We start from the raw sequence: 15,592 nt of genomic DNA on the forward strand, positions 1-15,592 counted from the left end.
GCGGGCTTGCGGTTTTCTGTCGCGTGCGCGCGACGGAACCTTAGTCGAAGGTCAGGCGAACGAATAAAAAACGCGGAACGGCACCTTGCGCTCGGCCCAGTACTCCGAAGCCTCGCGAAATACGTCGAGCAGAGTCTCCCGCCCGTCCTTGTCGAACTTCTGGGCAATCGGCAGCCCTTCCAGCACGACTACGAAACCCGGTTGCTCGCCGGCCTTCTGTACCAGATCGGTCAGGCAGTCGTACAAGCCATCGTAGTTCTTGCCGAAATGCTTCGGAAACAGAAACGACGTGGCAATCGTCTCGAGCACTTCCTGCTTGGTTTGCGCATTCGCGCAGAACGCATAGAGGAAATGCTCCTGCAGCCGCTGGGCTTCGTCCGAGAGATCCTGAATGCGAAACGCCCGGATCGACTGGACAATATTCGGCTGCACGGTCGAAAACAGGCTCATGGCCCCCTCGTTCGATGAAAGCCCCGCCTCATCCTGGCGCGCCTCGCTGTCTTGCTTCAACTGCATGACGCGCTGGAACAGGTTGCCCTCCCCGGACGCGAACAGATCGCTCGCGACCCGGGGGTCGTGCGCGTAAACGTTATCGCTCATGCCGCTCATCCCGGTGTCAATCAATAATTCGCCTGAAACTGGCGTAGTGGTCGTCGGAGTAGTAACAGTTGTCGGTCCGCTTGCGTGGGCCGCCGCAAACGATGCGCTTGGCACCGCGGTTGTGCGCGCTCGGCGTCGGGACCGTGTACTCGTGATAGTAGCCCCGCCGTTGCGGTGGCAATATCCGCTCAAAATTCCCGAATACGACGCCGTCCTTCTCGTAAGGGAACGGGCCGCCCGCTGCAATCAGGCTCAACGTGCCGACCGCCTCACGCGGAAGTTCGTTGACCGAAATGCTGCCGACCGAATTACCCTCATCTTCCGGCTGACTCGTGCGCGCCTGAGCGCCACCTGCCGCGAGCGCTACGGTTGCGATCAGCGCCACCGCCGCGGCGCGCCGCAAGCCAGACAAACTGCCGCCGAAACAATGAGTTAGACGAGGCGCCATCACCTGGTTCCCGCTTCCCTGGTTACGCGTTCGACGACCATGAAAGGTGTAAGGGTATCGCTAATGATGCCTGGAAGCAACGTTAGTCAGGCGAGGACGACTAGAGCCTGCCCCCCCACAAGGGTCAATTCGGTAAATTTTACAATCTCGTTTTGCGCGATTTTGCGCCATCGGGTTGGGTCTCGTGCTCAAAAAAAATCGGCGCACTCGCAGGAGCACGCCGATTTTCGGAACCGCATCGCCGGCAACGCTCGCGAGTGAGCTTAACGTGCCGCGTTCACGTCTGCGACGAGCAGCGCCGTCATGTTGACGATGCGGCGCACCGTGGCGGAAGCCGTCAGCACGTGCACCGGCTTGGCCGCGCCCAGCAGGATCGGCCCGATGGCGATGTTGTTGCCGGCTGCCGTCTTGAGCAGGTTGTAGGAAATGTTCGCCGCGTCGATATTCGGCATGATGAGCAGATTCGCTTCGCCTTCGAGCGTCGACTCGGGCAGGATCTCCTTGCGCAGGTTCGCGTCGATCGCCACGTCGCCGTGCATTTCGCCGTCCACGTGCAGGTCCGGCGCGCGCTCCTGGAGAATCTCGAGCAGGTCGCGCATCTTCTGCGCGCTAGGCGCGTTGCTCGAACCGAAGTTCGAGTGCGAGCACAGCGCGACCTTCGGCTCAATGCCGAAGCGGCGCACTTCCTCGGCCGCCATGATGGTGATTTCCGCGAGCTGCTCCGGCGTCGGGTCGACGTTGACGTGCGTGTCGACGATAAAAATCTGCCGGTTCGGCAGCACGAGCGCGTTCATCGCCGCGTAGACATTGCAGCCCGCCTTCTTGCCGATCACCTGATCGATGAAGTGCAGGTGGCGGTGCGTCGTGCTGACCGTGCCGCAGATCATGCCGTCGGCTTCGCCCCTTTCCACGAGCATCGAACCGATCAGCGTGGTGCGGCGGCGCATTTCGAGCTTCGCCATTTGCTGCGTGATGCCCTTGCGCGCCATGAGCTTCGCATAGCTCTGCCAGAACTCGCGGTAGCGCTCGTCATGATCCGTGTTGACGACCGTATAGTCCTGGCCGGCGTGCAGGCGCAGGCCGTAGCGCGCGATGCGCTGCTCGATCACCGAGGGGCGGCCGATCAGGATGGGCTTGGCGAGCTTTTCGTCGACCACGATCTGCACCGCGCGCAGGATGCGTTCCTCTTCGCCCTCGGCGAACACGATGCGCTTCTTCTCCGGCTCCACGGCGCGCGCGAGCTGGAAAATCGGCTTCATGGTCGTGCCACTGTGGTAGACGAACTGCTGGAGGTGCTGCTCGTAGGCGTCCATGTCCTCGATCGGACGGGTCGCGACGCCCGAGTCCATTGCCGCCTTGGCCACAGCCGGCGCGATCTTGACGATCAGGCGCGGGTCGAAGGGCTTCGGAATCAGATAATCAGGCCCGAACTGCAGATCCTGGATGCCGTAAGCCGTGGCCACTACATCGCTTTGTTCCTGGCGCGCCAGTTCCGCAATCGCGTTCACTGCGGCGATTTCCATTTCGCGCGTGATGGTGGTCGCTCCCGCGTCGAGCGCACCGCGGAAGATGAACGGGAAGCACAGGACGTTGTTCACCTGGTTCGGGTAATCCGTGCGGCCCGTGGCGAGCACGGCGTCCGGACGCACTTCGAGCGCGAGCTCCGGCAGGATTTCCGGCGTCGGATTGGCGAGCGCGAGAATGAGCGGCTTGGCCGCCATCTGCTTGACCATGTCCTGCTTGAGCACGCCGCCCGCGGAGAGGCCGAGGAAAATGTCCGCACCTTCGATCACTTCGGCGAGCGTGCGCGCGTGGGTCTCGCGCGCGAAACGCTCCTTGTCCGGGTCCATCAGCTCGATGCGGCCCTTGTAGACCACGCCCGCCAGGTCAGTCACGACAATGTTTTCGAGCGGTAGGCCGAGGTCGACGAGCAGGTCGAGGCACGCCAGCGCGGCCGCGCCGGCGCCCGAGGCAACCAGCTTCACATCCTTGATGTCCTTGCCCACGACCTTCAGGCCGTTCGTGAAGGCGGCCGCCACCACGATGGCCGTGCCGTGCTGGTCGTCATGGAAGACCGGAATCTTCATGCGCTTGCGCGCTTCGCGCTCGACGATAAAGCACTCGGGCGCCTTGATGTCTTCGAGATTGATGCCGCCGAAGGTCGGTTCGAGCGCGGCGATTACGTCGACGAGCTTGTGCGGGTCCATCTCGTTGAGTTCGATGTCGAACACGTCGATGCCCGCGAACTTCTTGAAGAGCACCGCCTTGCCTTCCATCACCGGCTTCGAGGCGAGCGGCCCGATGTTGCCGAGGCCGAGCACGGCCGTGCCGTTCGACACGACGCCCACGAGGTTGCTGCGCGCCGTGAAGCGCGCGGCGTTGAGCGGATTTTCGACAATCGCCTCGCACGCGAACGCGACGCCCGGCGAGTACGCGAGCGAGAGATCACGCTGATTGATCATCTGCTTGGTCGGCGCGATCGCGATCTTCCCGGGCGTGGGGAACTCGTGATAATCGAGGGCGGCTTCGCGAAGCTTGTTCGTAGCGGAATTCGACATGGGAGGCAGGACGTTAGTGCGGATTAGAATAACAACTCGAACGCTAAGTTGACCGATTGTAGCGCCAATCCCTGACAGCATTCCTTTCAGTTCGGGCGCAAGTGCCGCGACCGCGATGGGGGGAAAGCCACGCCAGGGCACCCTATGCGGCGACGGCCATTCCCCAACTGTCATAAGCCTTTCGTCATGCTTTCCGAGTTCTCCCTGATCGACCGATATTTTGCGCGGCGAGCGCGCACGAACACGCAACGCGCCGCGCTGGGCATTGGCGACGACTGCGCGCTCATCGCGCCCGCCGCGGGCGAAATGCTGGCCATCTCGACCGACATGCTGGTCGAAGGCCGCCACTTTTTCCCCGACATCGATCCGCACGCGCTCGGCCACAAGGCGCTCGCCGTGAATCTCTCCGACCTCGCCGCGATGGGTGCGCAGCCGCTCGGCTTCACGCTTGCGTTCGCGCTCCCCAAGGCGGACGAGGACTGGCTAGGCGCGTTCAGCGCGGGCCTCTTCGAGCTGGCCGACCGCTTCGACTGCGAATTGATCGGCGGCGATACCACGGCAGGGCCGCTGAACCTGTGTCTGACAGTGTTCGGCTCAGTGCGTCAGGATGCCGCACTTCGGCGCGACGCTGCCCAGGCAGGCGACGACATCTGGGTCTCCGGCACGCCCGGCGACGCGCGCGCGGGCCTCGGCATGATGCGCGGCGAATGGCAGGTAAGCGAGCAGGACGCCGCGCATTTGCGCCGGGCGCTCGAATACCCTGAACCGCGTGTGGCGCTGGGCCTCGCGCTGCGCGGCGTGGCGCGCGCGGCGCTCGACGTATCGGACGGTCTGGCCGGCGACCTGCGCCACATTCTCGAACGTTCGAACCTCACCGCGACGATCGACGTAGACGCGCTGCCGCTCTCGCCTGCGCTTGCGCGCCTGCCGCGCGATGTGCAGCTGCAATGCGCGCTTGCGGGGGGCGACGATTACGAACTGTGTTTCACGGCGGCTCCCGCACGGCGCGACGCGGTCGAGGCTGCGGCGCAACAGGCCGGTGTGCGCGTCACGCGCATCGGTACAATGACTTCCCGCACTTCGCCTCAAGCAGCCCCCGAGATCGCCTGGCGCGACGCTGGTGGCACGCCGCTCAATCTGACGTTGCAAGGCTTCGATCACTTCCATGCAGACTGACCCCACGCCCTCGCCCGCCGGGCAGCCGGCTCCTCCGGCAGGCTCCGCACGGAACACCGCCGCACCCGGCACCGGCGGTCAGACCGGTGGCACGCGCCGCGCCGACGCGCCGTTCATGCTCACCCATCCTCTGCACATCATTTCGCTGGGCTTCGGCTCGGGGCTCTCGCGCCTCGCGCCCGGCACGGCCGGGACGCTGTTCGCCTGGGCGGCCTTCGAGGTGCTCAACCGCTATCTCACGGTGACCGAATGGGGACTGCTGATCTTCTTTGGCTTCTTTGCGGGCATCTGGATCACGGGGTTCACGGCGCAGAAGCTGCACACGGATGATCCCTCGGCCATCGTTTGGGACGAGATCGTTGCGTTCTGGCTCGTGCTGCTCATGATCACGCCCGTCGATTTCGAGGGGCGGCTGTGGGCCTTCGTCGTCTTCCGGTTTTTCGACATGGTGAAGCCGCCGCCCATCCGCTATTTCGACCGGCGCTTCAAGGGCGGCCTCGGCATCATGCTCGACGACATCGTCGCCGCATTCTTTACGCTGCTTGTCATCGCGCTCTGGCGCATGTCGGTGTAAGCCACCTCGCCGCCACGCCGCCACCAACCCAACGGATTGCTGCAATGTCTACCGATTCCGTCGTCCACCAACTCGCCATCCGCGTCGGCAACAAGCTGCGCGACGGGCGGCTCATGCTCGCGACCGCCGAGTCCTGCACGGGCGGCATGGTCGCCACCGCAGTCACCGACATTTCCGGCAGCAGCGTCTGGTTCGAACGCGGGTTCGTCACCTACTCGAACCTGGCGAAAACCGAGATGATCGGCGTGCCGCCCGAACTCATCGAAAAACACGGCGCGGTGAGCGAGCCAGTCGCGCGCGCGATGGCCGAAGGCGCGCTCAGCAACAGCCGGGCACAAGTTTCGCTGGCCATCACCGGCGTAGCAGGCCCGGGCGGCGGCACGCCAGAAAAGCCGGTCGGCATGGTGTCGTTCGGCTGGAGCAACCGGCTGCATACGAGCGTCGAGACGCTGGTCTTCAAGGGCGACCGCGAACAGATCCGCGTGCAGGCCGCCGCGCACGCCTTGCGCGGACTGCTCGCGTTCATCGACGAACAGGAACGCTAAAACCGGCCCGCGCCTCGCTGGGGGCGCCGGCTGGGCCCACCCAGGAGGTGCACGCCATGGCAGCCGCGAATACCGCAGTCGAAGAATTGATCCGCCGTTTCGGGCTTGAACCGCACCCCGAAGGCGGCTACTACAGCGAAACCTATCGAGCCGACAAGTTCGTGCGGCGCGACGGCGCGGCCGCGGCAGAGGGCACGCGCGCAGCCTCGACGGCCATCTACTTCCTGCTGGCGGAAGGCGCCTATTCGGCATGGCACCGCATCCGCTCCGACGAGCTCTGGCACTTCTACGCGGGCTCGCCCATCGAGATTCATTCGATCGACGAACTTGGCGTGCTCTCAACGCGCAAGCTGGGCCACGCGCTCGACCATCCGGGCACCGTGTTCCAGGCGGTGGTGCCGGCCGGACACTGGTTCGCGGCGCGCTGCTGCGATCCTTCGACCTATGCGCTCGTGGGCTGCACAGTCGCGCCGGGGTTCGAGTTCAGCGAGTTCGAGATCGCCGATGCGAACGCGCTCGCCGAGAAATACCCGCTGCATCGATCGATCATCGAGTTGTTCGGCAAACCGGCGTCCGTTGCGAGTGCAGTCGCGAAGAAAGATTAGGCGCGCGGCGTTCTCCCTGCCCGCCACGGTTTCCCATAGCGGGCCACGAGTTGCGTCTGGGTGATCAGAACCCGAACGTCGCGCCAACCGAAGCGCCGGTGCTGCCACCGCTACCCGTCGAGCGGGCAACGTGCGCGTTCAGCAGCAGGCGATCGCTCACGTACCAGTTCGCGCCGAGAGCCAGGGCGCTTTCGCCGCCGTAGGTACCGGCCGCGACGGCCATCTGGAAGTTGCCTTCCGCGCGTGCGTTCGGGATGAGCGACGAAGCCGCCATCACCGTTGCGCCCAGCGCGTTCATCTGCTTGCGGACGACGCCGATCTGCTGGTTCGTGTACGCATTGGACTGCTGCGTAGCCTGCTGCACGGCGCTGCCCGTCGCGTTGCCGACCGCGTCGTTCAACTGGTCGACGTTGACCGCGTCCGTCCCCGCCGTGCCCGCCGCGACGTTGGTGATCTGGCGTTCGCTGCCCGCCGAGCCCACCGACACCGTGTTTGCACGATCGGCCACCGAACCTGCACCCAGCGCGACCGAGTTCCCCGCGGTTGCCGAGGCACCCGCGCCAAGCGCCGTCGAATTCTTCGCGGTTGCTTGCGAGCCCGCACCATACGCCGACGACGCCTCACCGCTTGCCACCGAATTCGCGCCGCCTGCCGTGGCATGCGTGCCGCTTGCGGTGGCCGCTTCGGTGTTGCGATCGCCTTGTGCCGAGAACATCGGGTCGGTCGCGTTTTCGGCAATGTTGGCAACGTTCGCGATCGCCGCGTTCATCTGGCCGACGTTCACCGCATCCGAATCCGCCACACCGTCAGCCAGGTTGTGGATCGAGACTGCCGTGGTCGAACCCGAGCCGCCCAACGTGATCGAGTCGTGCGCCGACGAGTCGTACATCACGGCATCAGCGAGCTGGCCGGTGATGTTCGTGACGCTCTGGTTCACTGCGTACAGCTGCGAACCGTTCACCGCATCCACGCTCGATGCGTTCACTGCGCCGTTCGACACCCCCGTCAGGACACGCGTACCGGCCGTGCCCGTGAAGTCCACGACAGTGCCACCTGTGTCCTTCGCCACCGTCACCGTGCTCGTCGGCGTGGCTTGCTGCACCAGACCGATCGTGCCGTGGTTGATGTTGTTCGTCAGGTTCGTGATGTCCGTCGTGTTCTGCGTCACGCGGCCATCGAGGTTCGTCAGCGCGCCGCCCACGTTGTTGAACGTGTCGCCACCGATCAAGTACGTCGGAGCCGAGATCGATCCGTCGCCGTTCACCGTCGAGCCGCCGCCGAACGAAGCCGCCGTCGATCCGGCCAGGTTGTACAGCTGCGAGCCGTTCACCGCGTCGAAGCTCGTAGCCGAGACTTCACCCGCCGCCACGTTATGCAGTGCCACCGGCGTGGTCGAATCCACACCACCCAGCGTCACCGAGTCATGTGCCGACGAGTCGTACATCACGGCATCGGCAAGCTGGCCGGTGATGTTCGTGATCTGGCCATTGATGGTCGTAACGTTGCCCTGCAGGTTGCTGATGTCGGTTGTGTTACGCGTGACCTGCTGGTTGGTCGCGAACAGTTCCGAGCCATTCACCGCGTCGGTCGACGAAGCCGTCAGTTGGCCTGCCGCAACGTTGGTGACCGTGCGCTCCTTGCCCGCCGAGCCCACCGAGACCGTGCTCTGCGCGTTCGTGCCTGCGAAGGTGTAGCTCTGGCCGCCGATCGTCGCGCCCGGCGTGTTCACCACTGCTTCTGTGGTCGTACGCGTCCCCAGCGCCACGTCGTTTGCATTGGTCGCGATAGCGTTCGTGCCTAGCGCTACCGAGCCAGTACCGGCTGACGTCGAGTCGCCGCCGATGGCGACCGAGTTGTCGCCGGCCGAAGTCGCCCTCAGGCCCATCGCCACCGACGCATAGCCCAACGCCGCGTTGTAACTGCCCATTGCGGCAGAGTAAGCGCCACTTGCTACTGTCTGGTAGCCCAGAGCGCTGCTGGCATTGCCGGCTGCCGTTCCGAGCGAACCCACCACGGTTCCAAACGCGCCCGTAGCGGTGGCACCGAAGCCAACCACGCCCGCATTCTGGCCACTGGCAAGCGTGTATTGGCCGATTGCCATTGTTCCTGAGCCTGTCGCACTGGCACTGGCGCCTATCGCAAGGTTGATCTCCTGGAGAGTGCGACCATCCTTTGTAATCAAATACTGATTTGAAGTATTAGCCGCGTAAGCGCTCGTGCCAATCGCAATGTTTGCGTCAAAGCCGCTGTCATTCGCAGCTGTGTTGCCAGTCCCGCCGGCGCTATACGCGTGTGCGTGGCTGGCCGCGCCCAGCGCCGCTGCCACAATCACGACCGCCTTCGCAGCGCCTCCCTTCTTCTTGCCTTTGGCAAGTTCCGAAGCCGCAACCCATGTTCCCGTCGCTTCATTCCATACAGAACGATATGCCTTATTCATTAGTTATCCTTAACTACATTTAAACATTAAAACTGGTTTTGCAGAGTTTGCAAATCGCCTGGAATTGCGCCGCGCTGGATCTATTCGCCTGGCTTCAAGTCTGGTTTTCGTTCATGCTTGTTTTGCACAGGCAATACGTTCGGCCGCCAGCTACCTGTGAACCGGTATCTCCTCGCAACCCAACCATCAAATCGAATGAATTCGATTTGTTCGGAAATACGCGTCAAAGCTCGTTCTGTGAGCGACTACGTTGTTGGGCCGCGAGATAGAAGCGGATAGCGGTCCGAATACGGCACGCTCGACACGGAGCCGGCAAAGGAGTGATTCGAAACGCTCGCACGCTTGGCGCGCGAGGTGAAAGACGAAGTGCCACCTCAGCATCGTGCCTCCGATATTAGGGAAGGACGGACGCGGAAAGTATCGGACAACTCCGATTGTTAGCCGAGCATAGATCGCTCTTACAACTAGAGAGCATTGCCAGAAGATATTTAAGCGTCAACGAGGCAAAGAATCGTGATTCGCTTCGGAGCGTCTTGCCCACCTCCCGGCGCCCGATTAGTAGTGCCCGTTTCGCACACGCCGGAACGGAAACCACGTCAGCCAGGAGCGGTCAGGCATTGACCTATAATGAACTGGCACGCTTTGCGGCAATGCATGGGCTCGTGTTGCATCGTTCAGGCATCCCCTCAAGATTCCTAACTTCCGGCAACTCGATTGCGCCCATGACGGATAAGACGCGAAACGTGTGGATCAGCTTGGCCCGCGACGCCCCAGAAATACCGACGCGAGACAGAGCGGCAATGGGCAAGCCATGCGCCGATCCGCATGCCGGCTGGGTGCGCTTTACCCAGGAACGTGGATTCGCATGATGCCCAGCTTCGGCCGCCGCAATTCCGCCCCACCAACTTCGCCGTTCGCCGCGCTCGAGGCGCTCCAACGCAACCTCAGGCGTGAACGATACGTCTTCGCAATGCTGACCGGCCTGCTGGTCTTTGCAGCGCTGTGCATGGCCGCCGCTGCGCTCGGCGGCATCGGGTTCAGCTCGCTGCGCGCGCAGGCGCTGGAGGCAAACACGCTCAGTGCGAAGGCCAACGCGCGGCTCGACCGGCTGTACACCCTGCTCGGCAGTGCGGGCGCCGTCCTCGTGCTCGAGACCACCTCGACATCCACGGCACAGTTGAACGCCGAGCCAACATCACGCTGCGCGACGACCTTCGAAGGCATGGACGGTTCGCCCGATCTGAGGGTGGTGTGCGAGCACATCGTGGGGATAATCAACATCGTCTCGTCCGATGTTCCCATCATGTTGCTACGCGCCGACGGCAGCGCGGCCTATAGCCGCGGTGTCGTCCCCAAGGGGTCGCACTTGCGGCCGGCCGAAGCCGCGCGCACGCTGGCCGATGCCGCGCTCCTGCACATCACGGCCCGCGGCACGGATCCGGTCGCGGCAGCCAAAGGCATCAAGGTCGCCTGGTTCCGCCCACCCGAAGCGCTGGGCTTCCCGCCAGATCTCGTGCTCGGCGCGTTGCCGGTGCTCAGGAACGGTACGCTCTATGCGTTCACGATCACCAGCGTCGATCTCGACTCGCTCCTCCTCGCCCCGAACGCCAGCGTGCCGTCGATCACCCCCACGCTGTTCGGCGCTGACGGCATCATGCTTGCCGGCGCGTTGCCCCCTGCTGGCGCGCAGTATATCGACCGACTCCTCGCGAACCTTGCCCCCGGCACCTTCCACCTACTCCCCCGCTTCGGCTTCGCGCTGCGCGAGGCGCCGCTCGTGCATGGCTTTGGGCACTATATGGTGGCGTTGTCGTGGGGCGATCTCTTCGCGATCGCGCGCACGCCCGTCATCATCGTCCTGATCCTGACGGCCGCCCTCATTGCCATGCTCACCATGCTGTCGCGCTACTGGAATCGCCAGGTGCTGACGCGTACTTACGACGAAGCCACGCGCGCGCTCGAAAGCGAGTTGCTCAATCATCTGCTCGTGCACGCCACACCGGTGGGCCTGTGCATCGTCAGGAGCAGCAACTTCGAGATCGTCGTTGCGAACCAGATCGTGCGCAATGTTCTCGGGATAGACGAGCATGCCACGCGTTTGCCGAACGCACTGTGTGTCGACTTCGAGAAGCACCGGCCGTGGCCCGCACCCGCGAAACACGAGGACGAGACTACGGTGTATGAGTTGCCGTATTCGCTGGAGCGGCCCGGCAAAGAAGAGCTCCATCTCGCCATCACCTATGCGCCGGCCACGATGAACCGCGAAGACGTCCTGTTCTGCGCGATAGCCGACATGTCGGAGCGTTACGAAGTGGAGCGCTTGCTGCGCGAAGCCAAGCGTATGAGCGACGAAGCCGCGCGCGCCAAGGTGAGCTTCTTCGCGGCGATGAGCCACGAGATCCGCACGCCGCTCGCTTCGCTCGTCGGCAATATCGAACTCGTCGCGCGCGGGCCGCTCGCGCCGGAACAAGGCGCGCGCGTGCAGGCCATGCAAAACGCCTCAGCCGAACTGCTGCAGATCGTGAGCGACGTGCTCGATTTTTCGAAAATCGACGTGGGTCAGATGAAACTGATCGAAGAACCTGGCTCGATTGCGGCACTCCTTGTCCGCATCGCACTCGCCCATGCGCCGCTCGCCGTGCGCCAGCGCCTGCCGTTCTATCTCGTGATGGATCGAGCCATTCCGGCGCAGGTTCACTTCGACGCCGTGCGCGTCGCGCAGATCGCCAACAACCTGCTCAGCAATGCCTTCAAGTTCACCCGCTCCGGGAAGATCGTCCTGCGCGCGCGCTGGAGCGAGGGAGCGCTGGAGATCAGCGTGTGCGACTCCGGCGACGGCATTCCCGAAGACCTCAAGCCACACCTGTTCCAGCCCTTCACGCAAGGCGACGCCCATCGGTTCACGCAAGCGCGCGGGACCGGGCTCGGGCTTTCGATCTGCGCCCGGCTCGCCCAGTTGATGCACGGCCGCGTCGAACTCGACAGCGCGCTTGGCGTGGGGACACGCGCGGCCGTCACGCTGCCGCTGCGCCCCGAAGGCGAGGCCACGGCGGGAGATGAATGGACACTGCCCGATGCGCAGCCCGCCATCCTGTGCCGCGCGCCGGAGAACTGCGAGTGGCTGGCCAACCTGTTCGACAGCGGCAGCAGCACGCCGACCTTCCTGAGCCTCGACGAGCCGCCGAATGACGGCACGTTCGACTACCTGCTCGTGACCGACGAATTCGCTGGCGACGACATCGTTTCGCTCTGGCCTGATAACGCGAAAATCGTATGGCTACGCCAGGACGGACCACTCGTCCCGCTCGAACTCGACGACGGCGCAGTCGTGGTGAGCCTGTACAGTCTCGCGGGCATACGCGCCGCGACGCAGAAGCTGGTTCGCAGCCCCCCGGCGGCGGCGCATGCACAGCAACCCGTAGCAGACCAGAGCGCGACGGATGAGAATTTCGCGTCGCTAACTGCGCTAATCGCCGAAGACAACCGGCTCAATCGCGCACTGCTACGTGACCAGTTGCGCATGCTCGGCGCAACCGTTATCGAGGCGAAGGACGGCGAGGAGGCGGTAGCGCGACTCGACGAGCAGCCAGTGGACCTCATTCTCACGGATCTGAACATGCCAGGCATGAACGGCTACGCGCTGCTGGACGCCGCGCGCGCAAAGCGTCCTCATCTGCCGATTTACGCGGTGAGTTCGGACGCGCTGCCTGAGCAGATCGCTCAAGGGCGAGCGTTGGGCTTTACCGACTATCTCACCAAACCGGTCCCGCTCGCGGAACTCGCCCGTGTGCTGGCCGTCGTGTCGGCGCAGATCAGCGCCGCGCCGAGCGAACCTGCAACCGCATCATACCGGGCATACACAGAGGATTCCGAATCAGATCCACAAGCCGGGCTGCCCCGCTTCCCGCCGTTGCCGCCCGCGCTCGCCGATATTTTCATCGCGCAGGCGGAACACGATATCGTCGAATACACGCAGATCGCCTCGCAGCGCGACTTCGCGCGAATGAGCGACTGGGCGCATCGCGTGTCCGGCGGACTGACGGTGCTGGGTCCTTCGATGATCAATGAAGCCTGCCTCGAACTGCGCGCGACGATGCGCGAAGCGGGCCAATGGACTGGCGAAGTCAGCGATCTGGCGGCCGCCGTGGCGGCGGAACTCGAAGCACTGCGCGCGCTTTCGCGGCGCTCGCATCGGGGCTAGCCGCGCGCGCGTAGAGCGCGGCTAGCGCGTCGCCGCCAGCAGGCGTCGTCAACGTGACGCCCGCAGGCAACGGCCGCGAGGGTAGTGGCGCGACGATTCAGGAACGTCTACCTGCCATGGAGGATACCCATCTCAACGATACGCGTTGATCCGGTCGCGCGTTTCTCGCGCGGCCGTTGCAGCGGCCTGCGCGTAGTCCTCACCCTTGCTCGCGTAGATGATCGCGCGCGACGAGTTGATGAGCATGCCCGTGCCGTTCGCCGTGCGGCCCGCCTTCACGGTTGCCTCGACGTCGCCGCCCTGCGCGCCGATGCCGGGAATCAGCAGCGGCATGTCGCCCACGATATCGCGCACGGTCTCGATTTCCTTCGGGAACGTCGCGCCCACCACGAGGCCGAGTTCGCCGCTTGCGTTCCATTTGTTCGCAGCAAGGTCCGCCACCACCTGATATAGCGGCTTGCCGCCGGTTTCGAGGAACTGCAGGTCCGAGCCGCCGGGGTTCGACGTGCGACACAGCACGATCACGCCCTTGCCCTCGTGCGCCAGCCACGGCTCGATCGAATCGAAGCCCATATAAGGATTGACCGTTACCGCGTCAGCTTTGAAGCGCTCGAAGGCTTCGCGTGCGTACTGCTCGGCGGTGCTGCCGATGTCGCCGCGCTTGGCGTCGAGGATCACGGGCAGGCCCGGGTGCTTCTCGTGGATGTGCGCGATCAGCGCTTCGAGCTGGTCTTCGGCGCGGTGCGCGGCGAAGTAGGCGATCTGAGGCTTGAACGAGCATGCGTACGCCGCGGTGGCGTCGACGATCTCCCGGCAAAACTCGAAGATCGCATCACTGCGGCCGGCCAGCGCGGCGGGAAACTTCGTGGGCTCAGGGTCGAGGCCCACGCACAACAGCGAGCCGGTGCGCTGCCAGGCGGCGCCGAGGGTCTGGATGAAGGAAGTCATGGTGGTTGCTCGCGGCGAGCCAATAAGGGAAAACGGCGCGTATTTTACCCGCCCCGGACGATGAGGCCGCGCCGCGGCGCCTGGAACGCCCTACGCCCGGCGCTCCCGCGAGATGAATCGTCGGAAGAACTGAGCGCGCGTGGCCGACGCGCGCTACGCCCAACTCACGACCACCTTACGTCCGTGCGCGCGCGCCCTTGCCACCTCTCGCACCCGTCTCGCCGCGCGCGCCGGCGCGGTGCGGGCTGGCTGACGCGCGCATGTCCATGCGCTCCACGGTGAAGGAAAAGCGCCGCACGAGCCGCTCGCCGTGCGCGAGCACGGTCATGCCGTTCGCGTCGCCGCCGCCGCGCAGGTTCACCGCGTTGATCGGATGATCGACGGGTTCGAAGCAGAAGAAGTCTGCGCCGGGAGGCGTGTAGAGCACGTAGTAGTCGGTGTTCGCGCAAATCGAGAGCGAGAGCCTGCGGCGCTCCCACACCACGGCGGCGCGCCCGCTCCAGCCGCTGAACGCATGATTGACGAGTTGCGCAGGCAGCGGATATGCCACGCCGAACTGCCAGGCGGGCGGCGCGGGCACGTGGCGCACCGGCAGCCAGTCCTGGCCCGAGAGCCACAGGCCGCTCGCGGGCGCCGAAAGCTCGGTGCTCGTGTCACGCGCAAGAAACGGATGCACGCCAAGGCCGAACGGCAGTGCCTCGCGGCCCGTATTCTCCACCTCCAGCGTCATCGCGAGCGTCGCGCCGTCGAGCGCATAGGTGAGCGCCGCGCGGTACGCATACGGTTCGCCGTCGCTGCGGTCGAGCACGAGACGCACATTCTCGCGATCGGCGCTTTCGATGCTCCAGGGCGCGAGCCAGCCGTCGCCATGAATCGGGAGCGGTTCGCTTGCGCGATTGCGCGGCACTTCAATATCGCGGCCGCCAAAGTGAAAACGCCCTGCGCCGATGCGGTTCGAATACGGCAGCAGCGGGTAGCACGCGAGTTCGTTCGGATCCATGCGCGCGCTCACGCGCTCGCAACGGCGAAACACAGGCTCGAACGCGCCCTCGCTGCGCCAGTCGAAACGCGTGATTCCGCCGCCCAGCTGGGGCGCGACGTCGAGCCGCAAATACGCGTTCGCGAGCGTCACGCAGGCCACGTCGCTCGAGCCAGCCGCACCGATCGCAACCGCCGAGGTGCTCGGCCCCGGCAACACCGGATGCGTGGCGGCTTCGAGCCGAGCGCGGCGCGCCGCGGCCGCCGGTGAGACAACCGGCGAGACAGACGGAGCGGATGAAGCGGAAGGCGGCACGCTCGCAGCGGCGGCGGCGCCTGCGGTAACGGTGGAACGGCTAGGTCGACGCACAGCGGAATTCGCGACGCTCATAAGATGCTCCTCGAGAGGCATGTTTGATTGCCGCCGCAAAAGGCGGCTCACCGGTGGCCTGTCGACACCGCGCGTGCGCGCGGGCCTGCGGCCGCTTCTTGTGTTCGCCCTTCTAGTGGTACTGGCAAAGC

Annotated in this window: 11 protein-coding genes and 1 pseudogene; 5 read left to right on the forward strand and 7 right to left on the reverse strand. The window is 64.7% G+C overall.

Annotated features, from left to right (window positions below; genetic code table 11):
- Window positions 1–51: 51 nt before the first annotated feature.
- The 3 genes from M3I54_RS11030 to M3I54_RS11040 all read right to left on the reverse strand — a co-directional run bounded on the left by M3I54_RS11030 (window position 52) and on the right by M3I54_RS11040 (window position 3,606).
- On the reverse strand, window positions 52–609 hold the full coding sequence (locus M3I54_RS11030; protein ID WP_254335789.1) for a barstar family protein: 558 nt from the start codon (window positions 607–609) through the stop codon (window positions 52–54).
- Between the two features lie 7 nt (window positions 610–616).
- Window positions 617–1,048 (reverse strand): ribonuclease domain-containing protein, encoded by a 432-nt coding sequence (locus tag M3I54_RS11035; RefSeq protein ID WP_375542125.1) that lies wholly within the window; start codon window positions 1,046–1,048, stop codon window positions 617–619.
- Window positions 1,049–1,311: 263 nt separating this feature from the next.
- The gene (locus tag M3I54_RS11040; RefSeq protein WP_254335704.1) at window positions 1,312–3,606 is read right to left on the reverse strand and encodes an NADP-dependent malic enzyme; all 2,295 of its coding nucleotides are present in this window, start codon (window positions 3,604–3,606) and stop codon (window positions 1,312–1,314) included.
- A 186-nt stretch (window positions 3,607–3,792) separates the two neighbouring features.
- On the opposite strand from M3I54_RS11040, the gene thiL reads away from it, so the two are divergent.
- The 4 genes from thiL to M3I54_RS11060 are packed head-to-tail and all read left to right on the forward strand — an operon-like array spanning window position 3,793 to window position 6,506.
- Entirely contained in the window at window positions 3,793–4,782 is a 990-nt protein-coding gene (thiL, locus tag M3I54_RS11045; protein WP_254335706.1) for a thiamine-phosphate kinase, read from the forward strand.
- Entirely contained in the window at window positions 4,772–5,356 is a 585-nt protein-coding gene (locus M3I54_RS11050; RefSeq protein ID WP_254335708.1) for a phosphatidylglycerophosphatase A, read from the forward strand. Before thiL ends, M3I54_RS11050 begins: the two co-directional genes overlap by 11 nt.
- Before the next feature lie 44 nt (window positions 5,357–5,400).
- Window positions 5,401–5,901: a CinA family protein gene (locus tag M3I54_RS11055; protein ID WP_254335710.1), complete on the forward strand. Its 501-nt coding sequence runs from the start codon at window positions 5,401–5,403 to the stop codon at window positions 5,899–5,901.
- A 56-nt stretch (window positions 5,902–5,957) separates the two neighbouring features.
- Window positions 5,958–6,506, forward strand: coding sequence for a cupin domain-containing protein (locus M3I54_RS11060; protein ID WP_254335712.1), 549 nt, complete (start codon window positions 5,958–5,960; stop codon window positions 6,504–6,506).
- 64 nt (window positions 6,507–6,570) lie between these two features.
- Here M3I54_RS11060 and M3I54_RS11065 read toward each other — a convergent pair whose 3' ends face one another.
- Together M3I54_RS11065 and M3I54_RS45340 are read right to left on the reverse strand one after the other, a co-directional pair.
- On the reverse strand, window positions 6,571–8,607 hold the full coding sequence (locus M3I54_RS11065; RefSeq protein WP_254335714.1) for a YadA-like family protein: 2,037 nt from the start codon (window positions 8,605–8,607) through the stop codon (window positions 6,571–6,573).
- 204 nt (window positions 8,608–8,811) lie between these two features.
- Window positions 8,812–8,943, reverse strand: a pseudogene (locus M3I54_RS45340) (ESPR domain-containing protein); the annotation flags it as partial.
- Between the two features lie 865 nt (window positions 8,944–9,808).
- Between M3I54_RS45340 and M3I54_RS11070 the strand changes: the two are divergent.
- Window positions 9,809–13,144: an ATP-binding protein gene (locus M3I54_RS11070; RefSeq protein WP_254335715.1), complete on the forward strand. Its 3,336-nt coding sequence runs from the start codon at window positions 9,809–9,811 to the stop codon at window positions 13,142–13,144.
- A gap of 132 nt (window positions 13,145–13,276) precedes the next feature.
- Here the strand turns inward: M3I54_RS11070 and pyrF are convergent, their stop codons facing one another.
- Both pyrF and M3I54_RS11080 read right to left on the reverse strand, forming a co-directional pair.
- Window positions 13,277–14,092 (reverse strand): orotidine-5'-phosphate decarboxylase, encoded by an 816-nt coding sequence (gene pyrF, locus M3I54_RS11075; protein WP_254335716.1) that lies wholly within the window; start codon window positions 14,090–14,092, stop codon window positions 13,277–13,279.
- A 175-nt stretch (window positions 14,093–14,267) separates the two neighbouring features.
- Window positions 14,268–15,461, reverse strand: a complete 1,194-nt coding sequence (locus M3I54_RS11080) for an aldose 1-epimerase (protein ID WP_254335717.1) — start codon at window positions 15,459–15,461, stop codon at window positions 14,268–14,270.
- Window positions 15,462–15,592 lie beyond the last annotated feature (131 nt).

The organism is Paraburkholderia sp. CNPSo 3274 (genome assembly GCF_024206475.1).
GTDB lineage: Bacteria > Pseudomonadota > Gammaproteobacteria > Burkholderiales > Burkholderiaceae > Paraburkholderia.

Coding starts and splice junctions, on each gene's coding strand:
- M3I54_RS11050 (WP_254335708.1), top strand. CDS start 4,772: ATGCAGACTGACCCCACGCCCTCGCCCGCCGGGCAGCCGGCTCCTCCG.
- pyrF (WP_254335716.1), bottom strand. CDS start 14,092: ATGACTTCCTTCATCCAGACCCTCGGCGCCGCCTGGCAGCGCACCGGC.
- thiL (WP_254335706.1), top strand. CDS start 3,793: ATGCTTTCCGAGTTCTCCCTGATCGACCGATATTTTGCGCGGCGAGCG.
- M3I54_RS11070 (WP_254335715.1), top strand. CDS start 9,809: ATGATGCCCAGCTTCGGCCGCCGCAATTCCGCCCCACCAACTTCGCCG.
- M3I54_RS11055 (WP_254335710.1), top strand. CDS start 5,401: ATGTCTACCGATTCCGTCGTCCACCAACTCGCCATCCGCGTCGGCAAC.
- M3I54_RS11030 (WP_254335789.1), bottom strand. CDS start 609: ATGAGCGGCATGAGCGATAACGTTTACGCGCACGACCCCCGGGTCGCG.
- M3I54_RS11040 (WP_254335704.1), bottom strand. CDS start 3,606: ATGTCGAATTCCGCTACGAACAAGCTTCGCGAAGCCGCCCTCGATTAT.
- M3I54_RS11060 (WP_254335712.1), top strand. CDS start 5,958: ATGGCAGCCGCGAATACCGCAGTCGAAGAATTGATCCGCCGTTTCGGG.
- M3I54_RS11080 (WP_254335717.1), bottom strand. CDS start 15,461: ATGAGCGTCGCGAATTCCGCTGTGCGTCGACCTAGCCGTTCCACCGTT.
- M3I54_RS11065 (WP_254335714.1), bottom strand. CDS start 8,607: ATGGCAATCGGCCAATACACGCTTGCCAGTGGCCAGAATGCGGGCGTG.
- M3I54_RS11035 (WP_375542125.1), bottom strand. CDS start 1,048: ATGGCGCCTCGTCTAACTCATTGTTTCGGCGGCAGTTTGTCTGGCTTG.